The sequence below is a fragment of the Nocardia fodinahabitans genome (assembly GCF_052983615.1).
On sequence record NZ_JBRJJC010000001.1, the window covers coordinates 2,005,636 to 2,023,485 of the forward strand.

The following is a 17,850-nucleotide window of genomic DNA, read 5'->3' on the forward strand; positions in this document are numbered from 1 at the left end:
CGGCGCGTGCGCGCGGTGGGCGCGACCGGGCCTTCTATGCTCGATATTCGTGTCATCTGTCAGCGCAGCTCGTGATAGCCGGGCGTTTCGGCGCGCCGAGCCCGGGCGTGCGCGATGAACCGGCTGGTCCGCTGGGCGCTGCGCAGCTACTGGGGCCTGGCGCTGGTCGTCATCACCGCCAATGTCGTCGGCCTCGCGGCCATCTTCCTCATCGCCTGGGCGGACGGCGTCTTCAGCCGGGTCGGCCCGAACTGGCGGGAAGCGGCCTGGCTGCTGGCCATCTATCCCACGTTCGCCGTTGGCGTCGGCATCGCGATGGCCATCTACGACCGGCGCCGATATCTGCGCTGGCTCGACAACGGCCGCAAGCCGACACCGGAGGAAGCGCGACGCCTGATCGCGCTGCCCGCCGCGATCACCGTGCGCGCGATCGTGCTGTGGATCCCGGGCATCGCGCTGACGGTCTGGCTGGTCGACCGGTTCACCGACTACGACAACAAAGCGGTCGTGATCGCCGGATTCGCGCTCGGCGCCCTGGAATCGGCGGGCGCGACCTACCTGATCCTCGACCGGCTGATCCGGCCCGCCGTCCCGATCATCACCTCGGTGCTCGGGCCCACCGTGCATCCGAGCTCCACCGTGCTCGTGCGGGTGCTCGTCACCTGGGCGGTGTCGAGCGCGCTGCCCGGGCTGATCATCATCACGGTGCTCAACGATCCGGCCACCCCGGCCGAGGACCGGGTGCGTGCCGCCTGGATCTTCACCCTCGTCGCCCTGGCCGTCGGCGCGCTGGCCACCGCGCTGCTCGCCCGCTCGGTCGCCACCCCGATGCGCACGATGTACCGGGCGCTGGACCGGATCACCCGCGGCGAACTCGACGTGCGGGTGCCCGTCGGCAGCGCCAGTGAGATCGGGCGGCTGGAACAGTCCGTCAACGAACTGGCTGCGACCCTGCAGGATCAGCAGCACACCGAGGATGTCTTCGGCAGGCACGTCGGCTCGACCGTCGCCGAACGCGCGCTCTCGGGCAGCACCGGCCTGACCGGTGACGTGCGGATCGTCTCGGCGCTGTTCGTCGACGTCACCGGATCGGTGCAGCTGTCGGCCGAGATGGCGCCGGAACAGTTCGTCCACAAACTCAACCGGCTGCTGGCCACCGTCGTGGCCGCCACCGAGGACAACGGCGGCCTGGTCAACAAGTTCGCGGGCGACGCCGCCCTGTGTATCTTCGGCGCCCCCTCCGCCCTCGACGACAACGCCACCCCCGCCCTGCGCGCCGCCCGCCGCATCCGCGACGAGGTCGTCGCCACCGGCGAACTCGACGTCGGCATCGGCGTCGCCCGCGGCCAGGTCTTCGCCGGCGACGTCGGCGCCGACACCCGCCTCGAATTCACCGTCATCGGCGACGCGGTCAACGAGGCCGCCCGCCTCACCGCCATGGCCAAGGAGGTCGACCGCCGCGTCCTCGTCAGCGACGCGGTCCTGCAAGCCGCGACCGCCACCGAACGCGCCAACTGGAAGCGCTACAAGGAACTGCGCCTACGCGGCATCCCCGGCCGCACCCGCACCTGGACCGACATCAAGCCGGGACGGCAGTGAGCTGATCAAGCGCGTCGCCGAACGCACCACTGACGGTAGGGAATCCGCCGGCCGGTGGTCGGCCGGAACCGCGCATCGACGCGCCGCCCGCGTCGATCAGGCGCGGCGGTGCTACTCGCGCAGGGCGGCGGTCAGGGCGGCGGGGTCGGTGACGGGGAGGTCGCAGACCGCGCCGCGGCACACGTAGGCGGCGGGGGCGTCGTCGACCAGTGGGCGGTCGGCCAGCAGTGGCGCGGAGTCGGGCGGGCCCGCCAGAACGATCGAGCCGCCGGGGGCCCAGGTGCGGGCGGCGGCGAGGAGTTCGGTTGCGGCCGAGGACTTCTCGATGGCGGTGACGGCCACCTGGATGGGGCCGCGGAGCGAGGCTTCGGCGACCGCGAGCCAGTGTCCCGCGGTGCGGGGCGCGCGGGCCAGCAGGACCGCGCCGCGACCCAGGGTGTGGTCGGCGAGTTCGCGGTAGCGGAGGGCGCGCTCGGGGTCGGCGACGGCGGAGGCGGTGAGGAGGGCTTCGGCGAGGGCCGAGGAGCCTGCCGGAGTGGCGCCGTCTACCGGGTCGCGTGGACGGGCGACGAGGGTTTCGGCGTCGTCGGCGGTGTCGAACCAGCTGCCGGGGCGGTCGAGGTCGGCGAAGTGGTCGATCGCGCTGTCCAGCAACACCTGTGCGGCGGCGAGCCAGTCGGGTTCGCCGGTGGCCTGATAGAGGGCGAGCAGGCCGGTGGTGAGCCAGGCATAGTCCTCGAGGACACCGGGCGGGGTGCCCGCGACGCCGTCGAGCGAGGCGCGGCGCAGTCTGCCGTCGACCAGGTGGACGTCGAGCAGGAAGCGCGCGCAGCGGACGGCGGCCGCCACCCACGACGGTTCCTCCAGTGCCGCACCGGCTTCGGCGAGCGCGGTGATCGCCATGCCGTTCCAGGCGGTGACCACCTTGTCGTCGCGGGCGGGCTGCGGCCGCTGGGCACGCAGTTCCAGCAGGCGGGTGCGCAGGCGGTCGAAGCGGGCCGACTGTTCGGCGTCGACGGGATCGCTGCGGCGGGTCAGCACCGAGGTGCCCTGTTCGAAATTGCCGCCCGTGCTGACGCCGAAAGCCTCTGCGGCCCAGACCCCGTCGAGCGGACCGAGGTCGCCGATCAGCTCCGACGGCGTCCACACATAGGTGGCGCCCTCGACCCCGGGGCCGCCCGGTTCCAGGTGGGTGTCGGCGTCGAGCGCGGAGGCGAACGCGCCGTCCGCGGTGCCGAGGTCGGCGAGCAGGAACTCGACGGTTTCGCGAGTCACGCGGTGCGGCAACGACTCCAGCGGCGTCGCGGGCGCGCGGCGGGCGAGGTGGGCGTAAGCGCGCAGCAGCAGGGCGTTGTCGTAGAGCATCTTCTCGAAGTGCGGGATGAGCCAGCCCGCGTCGACCGAGTACCGGGCGAAGCCGCCGCGCAGCTGGTCGTAGATGCCGCCACGGGCCATCGCCTCGGCGGTGCGCTCGACCAGGTCGAACACGGCCTGATCGCCGGTGCGTTCCCAGTGCCGCAGCAGACCTTCCAGCAGCGCCGACGGCGGAAACTTCGGCGCCCCGCCGAAACCGCCGTGCTCGCGATCCTCGTCGGCGGCGATCGCGAGCACCGCCTTGTCGAGCAGATCCGGTACGACGGCGAATTCGGCATCGGGCAGCCCGGTCGCCTGCGCGCGCAGCGCGTCGGTGACCTGCTCGGCCGCCTTGTCCACGTCCTCACGACGGTTGCGCCAGGTATCGGTGATCGCGCTGAGCAGTTGGGTGAACGACGGCATCCCGCCGCGCGGCAGCTTCGGGTAGTACGTGCCGCAGTAGAACGGCGCGCCGTCGGGCGTGAGGAAGCAGGTCATCGGCCACCCGCCCTGCCCGGTCATGGCGACGGTCGCGTTCATGTACACCGCGTCGAGGTCGGGGCGTTCCTCCCGGTCCACCTTCACGCACACGAACCCGGCGTTCATCTGCTCGGCCGTGGCCGCGTCCTCGAACGACTCGTGCGCCATCACATGACACCAGTGACACGACGCGTAGCCGATCGACAACAGGATCGGCACATCCCGCTCGGCCGCCTCGGCGAGCGCATCGGCATCCCACTCCCGCCAATGCACCGGGTTGTCGGCATGCTGACGCAGATACGGCGAAGTCGCGCTACCCAACCGGTTCACAATGCCAGCCTTCCAGATTCGGTTCGGCCAGCCTAGTGCGCCGCCCTTTCCCGGCGAGTGACCCAGGTCATGGCCGGACGCTGTCAGGGAATCGGGGGCTGTCTCGTTCAAGGAGCACGCGAACCAGACAGGAGCGAACCATGAAGCACCGCATCGTCGTACTCGGGGCCGGCTACGCCGGGGCCTACACCGCCGGATATCTGGCCCGCCAGCTGCATTCCGACGACGTCGAGATCACCGTCGTCAATGCCGAGCCCGATTTCGTCGAGCGGCTGCGTCTGCACCAGCTCGCCGCCGGGCACGAACTCCCCCACCGGCCGCTGACCGAGGTCTTCGCGGGCACCGGCATCGAGCTCCGGGTGGCGCGGGTGACCGGCGTCGACGCCGACCGCCGGACGGTGACGGTCACCGACGACGCGGGCACCGACCGGCTCGGCTACGACACCCTGCTCTACACCCTCGGCAGCACCGCCGCCGACCACGGCGTCCCCGGCGTCGCCGAGCACGCCTTCCACGTCGCCGCGCGGCCCTCCGCGCTGCGCCTGCGCGCCCGCCTTGACGAGCTGGGCGAGGACGGGCAGGTCCTGGTGGTCGGCGGCAATCTGACCGCGATCGAGACCGCCACCGAGATCGCCGAAGCCCATCCGGGACTGCGCGTCGGCCTGGCCACCAGCGGCGAGCTCGGTGGCTGGCTGGGCCCGAAAGCGCGCGCGCACCTGCTGCGCGCCTTCGACCGGTTCGGCATCACGGTCCACGAGCACACCGAGATCGAGCGAGTCGAGCAGGCGGCCGCCTTCGCCACCGACGGGACCGTGTTCGCCGCCGACGCGACCGTGTGGGCCGCCGGGTTCGCCGTGCCGCCGATCGCCGCGGGCAGTGGTCTCGCGGTGGAACCCGACGGCCGGATCACCGTCGACCGGCAGATGCGGTCGATCTCGCACCCGGAGGTGTACGTGGCCGGTGACAGCGTCTTCGTCCTCGGCGAGAACGGACTGCCGCTGCCGATGTCGTGCGCGTCGGCGGGCTTCACCGGGATGCAGGCGGCCGCGGCGATCGTCGGGGATCTGACCGGGCGCAAGATCAAGGCGACCGCGCTGTCCTATGTCGGCAACCACATCAGCCTCGGCCGCAAGGACGGGCTCTTCCAGCTGGTCGACCGGCACGCGCAAGCGAAGTCCGGGGCCCTGCGCGGGCGGTCGGCGGCCCGGGTCAAGGCGCTGATCGTGGCGGGCAGCGCCTGGGCGATCAGCCGCCCGACCTTCGGGAAGTCGAATCACCGATACCGCCTGGCCACCGCTCGCGCGGTCTCGTCCCGGGCGGTTTCCGCCTAGGGTCGTGCGCATGGACACCGCTGCCGTGGAGCACTTCGAGGCCAGCCGGAATCGGCTGGCCTCGCTGGCATATCGCCTGCTGGGCTCGGCCGCCGACGCCGAGGACACGGTGCAGGACGCGTTCCTGCGGTGGCACGCCGCCGACCGGGACTACGTCGAGGTGCCCGAGGCTTGGCTGACCAAGATCGTCACCAACCTGGCGGTCGACCGGCTCCGCTCGGCGCAGGTACGCCGTGAGCGCGCCGTCGGCGCGTGGATGCCCGAGCCGCTGCTCGACGGCGACCCCATGCTCGGCCCGGCCGAGACCGCCGTGCAGCGCGAATCCGTGACCTTGGCGGTGCTGATGCTGATGGAGCGGCTCTCGCCCGTCGAACGGGCCGTCTACGTACTGCGCGAAGCCTTTTCGCACAGTCATGCCGAGATAGCCGGGATCCTCGGTATCACCGAATCCGCGAGTCAGCAGCACGCCCATCGAGCCAAGCGCCGAATCGCGGCCGGAGGCCACGCCACCGACCTGGACCAGGTCTCCGCGCGACGGATCGTCGAGGCGTTCGTCGCCGCCGCGGCGTCGGGCCGGACCGAGCGGTTGGTGGCCCTGCTGACCGACGACGCGACCGGCGTCTCCGACGGCGCGCTGGGACTGGCCACGAAGCTGATCCGGTACCCGACCCCGGAGCAGCTCGCCGCGGCGGTGCGAGTCGGCTTCACCCCGACACCCGCCAAGCACAAACTCGTCGGCGGCGCGCCCTCGATCCATGCCGCCGTGGTCAACGGCTGCCCGGCCATGCTCTTCACGCTCGACGATCGCGTCCTTGGGGTGGCGATCCTGGAGATCCGGGACGGCAAGATCGGCTGCCTCCGTGGCATCGCCGCCCCGGCCCGGCTCGGTCGCTTCACCGAGCGATGGCAGCGGCAGGCACACGATGCCCCGCTGGTCGAGGAGTGGTGAGCCGCTGGGCCTTCCGCGCCGAGACGGTCATGTGCGTGCCGAAGAACCGCAGGCTGAACGGCGAGTAGATCGAAGACCTCAGCCGACCAGGGCCGGCGTCACCCGCCAGGCGGGCCTGCGCCCAAGGGTGACCCACCGCAGCAGCCACTCGGCGGGCCCGTATCGATACCGGCGCAACCACACCGCGCTCACCCACAGCTGGAGCGCGAAGATCGCCAGCGCCAGCGCCATCGTGGCCGGCGGCGACAACTGTCCGGCCAGGCCGAACCCGACTCCGGTGAAAAGCACCAGCCCGATCGCAGACTGGCCGAGATAGTTGGTCAGGGCGATCCGTCCCGCCGGTGCCAGCGCCGCGCGGATCCACGCGGTGCGCGGGCTGTGCATCAGACGCAGCAGCGTCGCGACATAGGCGGCGGCCAGCAGCGGCGCGGTGGCGACGCTCGCGGCGACGGCGAGCGTGTGCCCATTGCCCCCGCCGAAGGCGTACAGCAGGCCGCCGGCCACACCCACCGGAAAGCCGATCCACTGGATGCGCCGCAGGATCGGCTCGTCGCCGCGCACCCGCGCGAGCAACCGCCTGCGACCCGCGACGAGGCCGAGCAGGAACATCGCGAGCGCGGTCGGGCCCTGCATGGTGACGGCCTGCAGGATCAGCAGCGGCAGGCCGTCGAGATGCTGGCCGATGACGTCGCCCCAGCCACCCAGCATCGCCACGGTCGACTGCTCGGCGTTGGCGCGGGCCTGTTCCGCCGACGGCAGCACGGCCGACGCGTCGAGGAACAGCCCGCTCGACACCAGGCTCACCAGCACGACGCCGTACAGCGCGGCGGCCACCCGCAGCGCCGTGCGGTCCCGGCAGCGCCGCATCCAGAACAGCACCAGGCAGGCCAGCGCGTAGGTCGTCAGCACATCCCCGCCGTACAGGAACACGATATGCAGCACGCCGAGCAGGAACAGCCCCGCGATCCGGCGCAGCATGCGCGGCTCGAACGCGGTCCGGGCCGCGGCCGCCGATTCCATCTGCAGGGTGAAGCTGTAGCCGAACAGGAACGAGAACAGCAGATAGAACTTCATGTCGACGAACACCGACGACACGCCACGCACGACATCGTCGAGAGTCGAGGTGAACTGCGGGTCGACGACCAGATTGCCCGGATATCCCGAGGCCATGAAGGTGATGTTGACGATGAAGATCCCCAGCAGCGCGAAGCCGCGCAGCGCGTCGACGTCGTGCACCCGGGATCCAGGCGCAACCAGTTGATCGGTCATGCGATTGCCCATCTCTCGCAGCGGTCCTAGATACTTTCTATAGGATACTATCCTTGAGATACTAACTACGGCGATAGTATTTTCGAGAGCGGCCGAACCGGCGCCGCCGAACCCCGAGGAGGTAGTTGCCGTGACGGCCGACGAGGCGATGCCCGCCGACCTGGCCAGGCTCTGGCGGCTGCCCGCGCAGGCGCGACTCGGACGGCCGGCCGAACTCGACGTCGACACGGTCGTGCGCACGGCGGTGGACCTGGCCGACCGGGACGGCCTGGCCGAGGTGACGCTGAGCAAAGTCGCCTCGGCCCTCGGCTTCACGAAGATGGCGCTCTATCGCCACGTCGGCTCGAAGAACGAGCTGTTCGAGTTGATGTCCGACCTCGCGCTGGGCCCGGCGCCGGACCGGACGACCGCACCGGGCCAGTGGCGCGACGGACTCCGGCAGTGGGCGCACGCCCTGCTCGCGGCGTACGCCGCGCACCCGTGGGTGCCACAACTGCCGATCGCCGGACCACCCCGTGGACCCAACGCGATCAGCTGGATGGACGGCGCGCTGCGCCCCCTCGCGGCGACCGGGCTCGACTGGGGGACCAAACTGGGCATCGTGATGCTGGTGAGCATGCACGTCCGGCAGGCGAGCCTGCTCACCCAGCAATTGACCGACGGCAGAGCGGGATCCGGCCTGAGCGAGTCACAGGTCAACCAGAACTACGGCAGCGCGCTCGCCGGCCTGGTCGACGCGGATCGGTACCCGGAGGCGGCCCGGCTCTTCGCCGCCCCGCTGTTCCGGTCGCCGCCGAGCACGCCGGACGACAGCGACTTCACCTTCGGCCTCGAACTCATCCTCAACGGCGTCGCCGCGGAGATCGCCGCGCCACAAGCCGATCGGTGAGGAATTCGACCGTCTGGGCCCGTGCCGTCTTCGCCTGCGGCACCAGCCCCGGCAGGGTGATGAAGGCATGCGGTGCGCCCGGGTGTTCGGTGAGCCGCACCGGCGTGCCGGATTCGCGCGGCCGCTCGGCGTAGCGGCGGCCCTGGTCGGCGACCGGGTCGACCGTCGGGACCAGGACCAGTGCCGGGGCCAGACCGCTCAGGTCCGCGTAGAGCGGTGAGACCGCGCGGGCGTCGGCGCCACGGCCAGCCGGTGGAACAGGTCCAGACGCGCGCGGTTCAGCCAGGATCTGCGCCCGGAGCGGCAGTTCGGTGGCCGCGGCCCGGATCGCGGCCATGGCGGCGATCAGCCCGCCGGTGCTCTCCCCGGCGACGGCGACCCGCCCCGGATCGATGCCCCAGTCCTCGGCGTGCGCCACCAGCCAGCGCAGCACTTCCCAGCCATCCTCGACGGCCGCCGACAGCGGAGTGCCCGGCGCGAGCAGCCGATGCTCCACCGAGACGACGACCGCGGGCAGGCGAGCGGCGAGATGGCTGTTGGCCCAGTCGCATTGGGGCGCGGTGCCGACGAATCCACCACCGTGGATATGCACGATCAGCGGCAGCGGCGCCGCATCTCCACGCACCGGCCGGTACACCCGGACGGGGAGCACGCGATCGGGCAGCGTCACTTCCCGCCAGTCGATCGCGGCGCCCCGATCGGGAAACCCGGTGATCACGCGGGCGAATCTGGCCGCCGCCCTGCGGTTGGCGGCATCCCGGACGACGACCAGCTCCTCGGGTGTCAGCGACGGCCAGTCCGGCTCCCGCTGCAGGGCGTGCAGCAGCCGGACGCCCCGGGGCGCTCGTTCGCGCGCGGTCACGTCGTTCATGTCGCTCCTCCTCGATCACACCGCGCCGGTCGTCGCCGGTCGCGCGGTTGCGGACACGACACTCAGCATCGGCCGCTCGCGGATCGAGGTATTGGACAAATGTTCCCGTCGGCCGCAGGGGGCTGTTGCCGTCGACCGGTGCCGAGTTATCCTCCTTCTTCGAGAAAGCGCGACTCAGCCGGCGGTCGCGTACGGGCGACCCGCCCATGCGACATCGTCGACGGACAGCCACGGCGCGCTCGCCACCGCCGCCGGTGTCAGCCCGGTGAAAGCCGCTGCGGCACGGTTCAAATGCGACTGGTCGACATATCCGCTCTCCGCCGACACCAGCGCGACGCTGTCGCCGGCGGCCAGGCGATGCGCGGCGTAGTCGAAGCGCACCAGCTGCGCGGCCTGCTTCGGCGTCACCCCGAGCTGCGCCCGGAACCGCGCCCAGAGCCGCTTGCGGCTCCACCCCACCTCCTCCGCCAGCGCCGCGACCCGAATCCCTCCCCGGGACAACACGATCAGACGCCACGCGACGTCGACCTCCGGATCGACGCGACCGCCCGACGCGGCCCGCCGGACGAGCTCGGCGCGCACGATCGCGAACCGCTCCGCCCACCCCACCGCAGCGTGCAGGCGCTCCCGCAGGTGCTCGCCCGCCCGCCCCCACACCTCGTCCAGCGCGACCACCGACGCACCCGCCATCGGCCCGAGCACCGCATGCGCCACCACCGGCGACAACCGCACCTGCAACAGCTCGATATCCCGCGCGCGCCCGCGCACCCGCGCTGCCCCGAGCCCGACCACCGCACTGCCCCGCTGCCCGACCCCGCCACCGGCATCGACCAGCAACGCGTCCCCGAAATCGAGAAAGACCGTCAACGCCGGATACGGCACCACCTGCAACTCGATGTCCGCCGCCGCCCGCCCGGCGAACCCCGCCATCCCCACGCCCGCCACCGACCGCGCCGGGACCGCGACATCCACCACAGCCCCGGCGATCCGAACCGGCTCGACAGGCACACCGCCATGGTACGAGCGACGCCGGGCCACGATCACCGCCTCACAGCGCGACGACCTCCAGCATGCTCACCAGCCCCTTGAAGTCGGCCGTGTTCCGGGTGTAGAGACCGGCAGGTCGTTGGCGGACGCGATCGCGGCGATGAGCAGATCCATCCGCCGCGGGCGCGGGTCCCGGTTCGCGGCGCTTGTCAGCGCGACCAGCGTCGCGTACCTGGTCGCCGCGGCCTCGTCGAACGGCAACGGGTCGAATTCCACGATCGCGGCGCCGAGCTGTTCCGAGCGCGCCGCGCGGATGACCGGGTCCTTCGCCATCGCGACACCTTGGTTCAGCTCAGCCAGCGTGATCGCGGTGATCTCCGGTAGCTCGGGCAGTGAGGCCGGGTCCAGCTCGCCGGCGATCTCGACGCCGTTACGGGTGAGGCGGATGGTCTCGCCCGCCTCGACCGCGTCCATGATGGCCGCCGAGTTGTTCCGGAATTCGCGCTGGCTGATCTGCCTCATGCAGCCATGGTGCCCGACGTGCTACACCGCGCTACAGTGCGTCGCGACTCCGCGACCGCCCTCGAAACCGCTGCTCAGTGCCCGATACTGAGGCATGATGAGGGGTGACGGAACCGATTCGCAATCGAACAGGAAGACGCGAAACCGCTGATGGCATCGCAGCTGACACTCTCGGCACAGCGCGCTGCGCTGGAGCGGGAGTGGGCGCAGTGGGTGCCCGCGGGGGAGTCGGCGCTGGGGCGCAGTTCGGCGGTGCGGACGGAGGTGGCGCAATCGTGGTTGCGGTCGTTGCGGACGGTGGATCCGGGGCGGGACTGCGCGCCGGAGAGTGAGACCGATATCGGGCCGCGCTGGGCGGAGTCGCCGCTGCGCGGGCCGGTGACCGAGCTGAAGGAGCAGCTGCACAGCGTCGCCGACGACGCCGGATACGTGGCGGCGGTGACCGACGCCTCCGGCACGATTCTGTGGACCTACGGCGGACCGGTCATGCGCAGGCGCGCCGAGCAGGTGAACTTCGCACCGGGAGGCCGCTGGGACGAGGCGCACATGGGCACCAACGCCCTGTCCCTCGCCCTGCGCACCGATCAGCCGCACACCGTGTTCTCGGCCGAGCATCTGGTCGCCGCCCTGCACGGCTGGGTCTGTTACTGCGCGCCGATCCGCGCCGCGGACGGCACCCTGCTCGGCGTGCTCGACCTGTCGACCACCTGGAAGCGCTCGCATCCGCTGGCCATGGCCACGGTGCGCACCATGACCAGCGCCATCGAGTCGAAATTGCATACGGCGTTGCCCGCACCCGCGGGAATGCGGCTGACCTGTCTCGGCACCGGCCGGTTGATGCGCGAGGGCACCCCGATCCGGCTGCGCCCGCGCCAGCTCGAGATCCTCACCCTGCTCGCCCTCGACGACGACGGCTACAGTCACGAACGACTGCACTACGCCGTCTACGGCGATCGCGCGGTCGGCGCGAGCACCCTGAAATCGGAGATGTCCTACCTGCGCCGCGCCACCGGCGGCGACATCACCAGCCGCGTCTACCGCTTCACCACGGCCCTGTCCTGCGACGCCGTCGACGTCCTGCGCGCGCTGGAGGCCGGTGACCTCGACACCGCCGTCCGGCTGTATCACGGTCCGCTGCTTCCGGATTCGGACACGCCGGGCATCAGCGAGTGGCGCGACTACCTCGAGGTCGCCATGCGCAATGCCGTGCTGGCCAGCCCCGACGCCGACCACGCGCTGGCCTACGGCGAGGCCGCCCCCGACGACATCGCGGTCCACGAACACGCCCTGGCCCTGCTGCCCCCGCGCGACGCGCGCCGGGCGGTCGCCGCGGCCCGCCTGCACAGCGCTCTTCGCGCCTGATCGGTCCGGCTTCAACGTTTCATCAACCCTCGCGGCGGATAGTGATGGGCGTCACGCTTCACCGGAATCAGCGAGGAGCCTCCGCACATGATCTACGCCAAGCCGGGCACCGAGGGCAGCATCGTCAGCTACGCGCCGCGGTACGACAATTTCATCGACGGCAAGTGGGTTCCGCCCGTCGAGGGCCGGTACTTCGAGAACACCTCGCCGGTGGACGGACAGCCGTTCTGCGAGATCGCCCGCTCGACCGCGGCCGATATCGAACTGGCGCTCGACGCCGCCCATCGCGCCGCCGACGCCTGGGGTGAGACCTCCGCCGCCGAGCGCGCCAACATCCTGAACAAGATCGCCGACCGGATCGAGGCGAACCTCGAGGCCCTCGCCGTCGCCGAGACCTGGGACAACGGCAAGCCGGTCCGCGAGACCCTGGCCGCCGACCTGCCGCTGGCTGTCGATCACTTCCGGTACTTCGCCGGCGTGCTGCGGGCGCAGGAGGGCGGGATCAGCGAGGTCGACAAAGACACCATCGCCTACCACTTCCACGAGCCGCTCGGCGTGGTCGCCCAGATCATCCCGTGGAACTTCCCGATCCTGATGGCGACCTGGAAGCTGGCGCCCGCGCTCGCGGCCGGTAATGCCGTAGTGCTCAAGCCCGCCGAGCAGACCCCGGCCTCGATCCTGAAGGTGGTCGAGCTGGTCGCGGATCTGCTGCCGCCGGGAGTGCTCAACGTGGTCAACGGTTTCGGCGTCGAGGCGGGCAAGCCGCTGGCGTCGAGCCCGCGCGTGGCCAAGGTCGCCTTCACCGGTGAGACCACCACCGGCCGGCTGATCATGCAGTACGCCAGCGAGAACATCATCCCGGTGACGCTGGAGCTGGGCGGCAAGAGCCCCAACATCTTCCTGTCCGACGTGATGGCCGCCGACGACGACTTCCTGGACAAGGCCGTCGAGGGCTTCGTGATGTTCGCGCTCAACCAGGGCGAGGTCTGCACCTGTCCCTCGCGCGCGCTGATCGCGTCCTCGATCTACGACGAGTTCATGGCCCGCTGCGTGGAGCGCACCAAGGCCATCGTCAGCGGCAATCCGCTCGACGAGGCCACCATGATCGGCGCGCAGGCCAGCAACGATCAGTTCGAGAAGATCCTGTCCTACATCGACATCGGCAAGAAGGAAGGCGCCGAGGTCCTCACCGGCGGCGCGGTCCGCACCGTCGACGGGCTGGCCGAGGGCTTCTACATCGAGCCGACGATCTTCAAGGGCAGCAACGACATGCGCGTGTTCCAGGAGGAGATCTTCGGCCCGGTCGTCGCCGTGACCACCTTCGACTCCACCGACGAGGCGCTGAAGATCGCCAACGACACCCTCTACGGTCTCGGCGCCGGCGTGTGGACCCGCGATATGAACACCGCCTACCGGCTCGGCCGCGGCATCAAGGCGGGCCGGGTGTGGACCAACTGCTACCACGCCTACCCGGCGCACGCGGCCTTCGGCGGCTACAAGAAGTCCGGCATCGGCCGCGAGAACCACAAGATGATGCTCGACCACTACCAGCAGACCAAGAACCTGCTGGTCAGCTACTCGCCGCAGAAGCTCGGCTTCTTCTGATGGTGCGGCGCGTCGACCTCACCGAACAGGCGGCGACGCTGCTGCGGGAACTGACCGGGCAACACGGCCCGGTCATGTTCCACCAATCCGGCGGCTGCTGCGACGGCAGCTCCCCGATGTGCTACCCACGCGGTGAATTCCGCGTGGGCGCCTCGGACGTGCTGCTGGGATATCTGCCGGGCGACACCCCGTTCTGGATGAGTGCCGACCAGTTCGAGTACTGGAAGCACACCCATCTCACCGTCGACGTGGTGTCCGGCCGGGGCAGCGGTTTCTCGCTGGAAGCCCCCGAGGGCGTGCGGTTCCTGATCCGCTCCCGCCTGCTCACCGACGACGAGGTGGCCGAGCTGGATTCCCAGCCGCCGCCACCCACCGGTGACACCGTTCCGCAGTGATGTGAAACACGCGTTGTCACATCGTTTCCGCAGGTCGGCGGCGCTCGATACGCGCCGCTGACCTGTGGGATCCACGGCCGTAACAGTCGTCAACCATTCTTCAACCCTCGACGATCACCGTTGCCGTCGCTACGCGCTTGTTTGTTGATGAGGAGCTACCCCTGTGAGTACCGACGCGATTCCCGCCACGGGTGCGGATACGCCCGCCGACGACTATCTCGCCAAACGCACCCTGCGCTCCGGCTCGGCCGGCTGGGTGCTGTTGGCCGGTCTCGGCGTGAGCTATGTGATCTCCGGTGACTACTCCGGCTGGAACTTCGGCCTCGCCGAGGGCGGTTTCGGTGGTCTGCTGATCGCCGCGATCGTCATCGCCGCCATGTATCTGGCCATGGTGCTCGGCATGGCCGAGCTGTCCTCGGCGCTGCCCGCGGCGGGCGGCGGCTACACCTTCGCCCGCCGCGCGCTCGGCCCGTGGGGTGGATTCGCCACCGGCACAGCGGTTCTCATCGAGTACGCGATCGCGCCCGCCGCCATCGCCACCTTCATCGGCGCCTACGTGGAATCGCTGAACCTGTTCGGGATCACCGACGGCTGGTGGGTGTATCTGGCGGTGTACGCGCTGTTCATCGGCATCCACCTGGGTGGCGCGGGTGAGGCGCTCAAGGCGATGTTCGTGATCACCGCGATCGCGCTGGTCGGCCTGGTCGTCTTCGCGATCGCCGCGCTCGGCGCGTTCGACGCGGCCAACCTGACCAATATCGCGCCCGACCCCGACGCCACCGGTTCCTCGTCGTTCCTGCCGTTCGGCTACCTGGGCATCTGGGCCGCGATCCCGTTCGCCATCTGGTTCTTCCTCGCCGTCGAAGGCGTGCCGCTGGCGGCCGAGGAGGCCACCGAGCCGGAGAAGAACGTGCCCAAGGGCATCATCGTCGCGATGCTGCTGCTGGTCGTCACCGGCGCGGTGGTGCTGTTCCTGGTGACCGGCGCGCTCGGCGCGCAGGACGCCGCGTCCTCGGGCAACCCGCTGGTGGAGGCGCTCGGCGACAGCCCGGCGGCCAAGGTGGTCAACTACATCGGCCTGGCCGGTCTGGTCGCCAGCTTCTTCTCCATCGTCTACGCCTACTCCCGGCAGACCTTCGCGCTCTCGCGGGCCGGCTACCTGCCGACCAGCCTGTCGGTGACCAACTCCCGCAAGGCGCCGGTGCTGGCGCTGATCGTGCCCGGCCTGATCGGCTTCGCCCTCTCGCTCACCGGCGAGGGCGCGATGCTGCTGAACATGGCCGTGTTCGGCGCCGCGGTGAGCTACGTGCTGATGATGGTGAGCCACATCGTGCTGCGCGTCCGGGAGCCGAACATGCCGCGCCCGTACCGCACCCCGGGCGGCATCGCGACCACCTCGTTCGCCCTGGTCATCGCGGCGGCCTCGGTGGCGGCGACCTTCCTGGTCGACCCGAAGGCCGCGCTGTTCACCCTCGGTGTGTTCTGCGCCTTCATGGCCTACTTCGGCCTCTACAGTCGCAAACACCTGGTCGCCAAGTCGCCCGACGAGGAATTCGCCGCGCTGGCCAAGGCCGAACAAGAACTCGAGTAGTCCGCACCGAACCCGCGAAAGGAGGCCGCACCCGATGACCGTGTACCGCAGTTCCGTCGGCGCCACGACCTACACGTTCGACGGTCTGGTCGATCTGCTGGCCAAGGCGACCCCCGAACGCAGCGGCGACCAGCTGGCCGGCTGCGCCGCCGCGACCGATGCCGAACGGGCGGCCGCGCAGTGGGCGCTGGCCGACGTACCGCTGACCACCTTCCTCAGCGAGGTGGTGGTGCCGTACGAGACCGACGAGGTCACCCGGCTGATCATCGACAGCCACGACCGGACCGCGTTCGCCCCGATCGCGCACCTCACCGTCGGCGGGCTGCGCGACTGGCTGCTCGCGGTCGCCGCCACCGACACCGCGGCGGCGACGCTGGCCGCGGTGTCGCCGGGACTGACCCCGGAGATGGTGGCGGCGGTCAGCAAGATCATGCGTAATCAGGATCTGATCGCCGTCGCCAAGGCGACCGTGGTGACCGCGGGCTTCCGCACCACCATCGGCCTGCCCGGCCGGTTGAGCACCCGCCTGCAACCCAACCATCCGACCGATGATCCGCGCGGGATCGCGGCCGCCACCCTGGACGGGCTCCTGCTCGGCTGCGGCGACGCCGTGATCGGCATCAACCCGGCCACCGACTCGCCCCAGGCCACCGCCGATCTGCTGCACCTGCTCGACGAGGTCCGCCTGCGCTTCGACATCCCGACCCAGTCGTGCGTGCTCTCCCACGTCACCACGACCATCGGCCTGATCGAGGCGGGCGCGCCGGTGGATCTGGTGTTCCAGTCGGTGGCGGGTACCGAGGGCGCCAATTCCGGCTTCGGCGTGAACCTTTCGCTGCTGCGCGAGGGCAACGAGGCCGGGCGCTCGCTCGGGCGCGGCACCGTCGGCGACAACGTGATGTACTTGGAGACCGGGCAGGGGTCGGCGCTGAGCGCGAATGCCCATCTGGGCGTGGGTGATCGGCCGGTGGACCAGCAGACCCTCGAGGCGCGCGCCTACGCCGTCGCCCGGGATCTGCGACCGCTGCTGGTCAACACGGTCGTCGGGTTCATCGGGCCCGAATACCTCTACGACGGCAAGCAGATCATCCGAGCCGGGCTCGAGGACCACTTCTGTGGCAAGCTGCTCGGCCTGCCGATGGGCGTCGACGTCTGCTACACCAACCACGCCGAGGCCGACCAGGACGACATGGACACCCTGCTCACCCTGCTGGGGGCGGCGGGCTGCGCCTTCGTCATCGCGGTGCCGGGCGCCGACGACGTGATGCTCGGCTACCAGAGCCTCAGTTTCCACGACGCGCTCTACGCGCGGCAGGTGCTGAACCTGCGCCCCGCACCGGAATTCGAGGCCTGGCTGTCCGGGCTCGGCATGCTCGACGCCAACGGCCGGATCCGCCAGGTGGCGCCGCTGTCGTCACCGCTGCGCGCCCTGGCGGCGAACCGATGAAACCCGCTGCGACGAAACCCGTGCTGCGCATCGTGCGATCGAAGACCGAGCCGAGAGGACACGCCGTGGGCGAGCAGACACCGGACGAGCGGGCCGAAGCCGCGGTGGCCCAGGAGTTCTGGCGCGACCTGCGGCGCAACACCCAGGCCAGGATCGGGCTCGGCCGCACCGGTGACGCCCTGCCCACCACCGAGGTCCTGGCATTGCGGGCCGCGCACGCCGCCGCGCGCGACGCGGTGCACGTCCCGCTCGACGTGGACATCTTCACCGAACAGATCGCGAGCATGGGACTGGGTCACCCCGTGACGGTGACCAGCATGGCCGCCGACCGCTCGGAGTACCTGCGCCGACCCGACCTCGGCAGACTGCCCGCCGACCTGTCCGGCATCGAAAACCACGGTGCCGATATCGGTTTCGTGCTCGCCGACGGGCTGTCCCCGCGCGCGCTCACCGACCACGCGGCGGGCCTGCTCGCCGCGCTCGTCGAGGAGCTCACCGACCGCTACACCCTGGCCCCGCCGGTGATCGCCACCCAGGCCCGCGTCGCCCTCGGCGACCACATCGCCGCGGCGATGGGCGTGCGGACCGTCCTGGTGATCATCGGGGAACGCCCCGGTCTCTCGGTCGCCGACAGCCTCGGCATCTACCTCACCCATGCCCCGCGACCCGGCCGCGCCGACGCCGAACGCAACTGCATCTCCAACATCCACCCGCCCGACGGCCTCACCTACCTCGACGCCGCCCGCGTCGTGGCGGGGCTGGTGGCGGGCGCGCGCAAGCTCGGCCGTTCGGGTGTCGACCTCAAGGACACCTCGCGCACCGGCGCCCTCACCGCCCCCGACACGCTGACCATCGACGGACCTTGACTCT

15 protein-coding genes are annotated in these 17,850 nt (G+C 70.7%); 10 read left to right on the top strand and 5 right to left on the bottom strand.

Annotated features, from left to right (window positions below):
• Positions 1–114: 114 nt before the first annotated feature.
• Positions 115–1,599: an adenylate/guanylate cyclase domain-containing protein gene (locus tag NV348_RS09325; RefSeq protein ID WP_447146679.1), complete on the top strand. Its 1,485-nt coding sequence runs from the start codon at positions 115–117 to the stop codon at positions 1,597–1,599.
• 111 nt (positions 1,600–1,710) lie between these two features.
• Here the strand turns inward: NV348_RS09325 and NV348_RS09330 are convergent, their stop codons facing one another.
• On the bottom strand, positions 1,711–3,762 hold the full coding sequence (locus tag NV348_RS09330) for a thioredoxin domain-containing protein (protein ID WP_447146680.1): 2,052 nt from the start codon (positions 3,760–3,762) through the stop codon (positions 1,711–1,713).
• Positions 3,763–3,902: 140 nt separating this feature from the next.
• On the opposite strand from NV348_RS09330, the gene NV348_RS09335 reads away from it, so the two are divergent.
• Positions 3,903–5,093, top strand: a complete 1,191-nt coding sequence (locus NV348_RS09335) for an NAD(P)/FAD-dependent oxidoreductase (RefSeq protein ID WP_447146681.1) — start codon at positions 3,903–3,905, stop codon at positions 5,091–5,093.
• A 10-nt stretch (positions 5,094–5,103) separates the two neighbouring features.
• On the top strand, positions 5,104–6,042 hold the full coding sequence (locus NV348_RS09340; RefSeq protein WP_447146682.1) for a sigma-70 family RNA polymerase sigma factor: 939 nt from the start codon (positions 5,104–5,106) through the stop codon (positions 6,040–6,042).
• A 78-nt stretch (positions 6,043–6,120) separates the two neighbouring features.
• On the opposite strand, the gene NV348_RS09345 is transcribed toward NV348_RS09340, so the two are convergent.
• Complete coding sequence (locus NV348_RS09345; RefSeq protein ID WP_447146683.1) at positions 6,121–7,311, bottom strand: DUF418 domain-containing protein; 1,191 nt, start codon at positions 7,309–7,311, stop codon at positions 6,121–6,123.
• Between the two features lie 130 nt (positions 7,312–7,441).
• Here NV348_RS09345 and NV348_RS09350 point away from each other — a divergent pair, with 130 nt between their 5' ends.
• On the top strand, positions 7,442–8,200 hold the full coding sequence (locus NV348_RS09350) for a TetR/AcrR family transcriptional regulator (protein WP_447146684.1): 759 nt from the start codon (positions 7,442–7,444) through the stop codon (positions 8,198–8,200).
• Here NV348_RS09350 and NV348_RS09355 read toward each other — a convergent pair.
• From NV348_RS09355 to NV348_RS09365, 3 genes are all read right to left on the bottom strand, one after another.
• A complete protein-coding gene (locus NV348_RS09355) occupies positions 8,154–9,071 on the bottom strand; it encodes an alpha/beta hydrolase (RefSeq protein WP_447146685.1) in 918 nt (305 codons plus the stop codon). The genes NV348_RS09350 and NV348_RS09355 overlap by 47 nt on opposite strands.
• Before the next feature lie 174 nt (positions 9,072–9,245).
• Complete coding sequence (locus tag NV348_RS09360; RefSeq protein ID WP_447146686.1) at positions 9,246–10,079, bottom strand: helix-turn-helix domain-containing protein; 834 nt, start codon at positions 10,077–10,079, stop codon at positions 9,246–9,248.
• A gap of 66 nt (positions 10,080–10,145) precedes the next feature.
• Positions 10,146–10,580, bottom strand: a complete 435-nt coding sequence (locus NV348_RS09365) for a type II toxin-antitoxin system VapC family toxin (protein WP_447146687.1) — start codon at positions 10,578–10,580, stop codon at positions 10,146–10,148.
• Between the two features lie 150 nt (positions 10,581–10,730).
• Between NV348_RS09365 and NV348_RS09370 the strand changes: the two genes are divergently transcribed.
• The 6 genes from NV348_RS09370 (at position 10,731) to eutC (ending at position 17,846) form a co-directional block, all read left to right on the top strand.
• Positions 10,731–11,942 (top strand): helix-turn-helix domain-containing protein, encoded by a 1,212-nt coding sequence (locus tag NV348_RS09370; protein WP_447146688.1) that lies wholly within the window; start codon positions 10,731–10,733, stop codon positions 11,940–11,942.
• Positions 11,943–12,029: 87 nt separating this feature from the next.
• Complete coding sequence (adh, locus tag NV348_RS09375) at positions 12,030–13,547, top strand: aldehyde dehydrogenase (RefSeq protein ID WP_447146689.1); 1,518 nt, start codon at positions 12,030–12,032, stop codon at positions 13,545–13,547.
• On the top strand, positions 13,547–13,942 hold the full coding sequence (locus tag NV348_RS09380; RefSeq protein WP_447146690.1) for a DUF779 domain-containing protein: 396 nt from the start codon (positions 13,547–13,549) through the stop codon (positions 13,940–13,942). The genes adh and NV348_RS09380 overlap by 1 nt, the downstream gene beginning before the upstream one ends.
• Before the next feature lie 163 nt (positions 13,943–14,105).
• Complete coding sequence (gene eat, locus NV348_RS09385; RefSeq protein ID WP_447146691.1) at positions 14,106–15,533, top strand: ethanolamine permease; 1,428 nt, start codon at positions 14,106–14,108, stop codon at positions 15,531–15,533.
• Positions 15,534–15,567: 34 nt separating this feature from the next.
• On the top strand, positions 15,568–16,980 hold the full coding sequence (locus NV348_RS09390; protein ID WP_447146692.1) for an ethanolamine ammonia-lyase subunit EutB: 1,413 nt from the start codon (positions 15,568–15,570) through the stop codon (positions 16,978–16,980).
• Between the two features lie 65 nt (positions 16,981–17,045).
• Entirely contained in the window at positions 17,046–17,846 is an 801-nt protein-coding gene (gene eutC / locus NV348_RS09395) for an ethanolamine ammonia-lyase subunit EutC (protein ID WP_447146693.1), read from the top strand.
• Positions 17,847–17,850 lie beyond the last annotated feature (4 nt).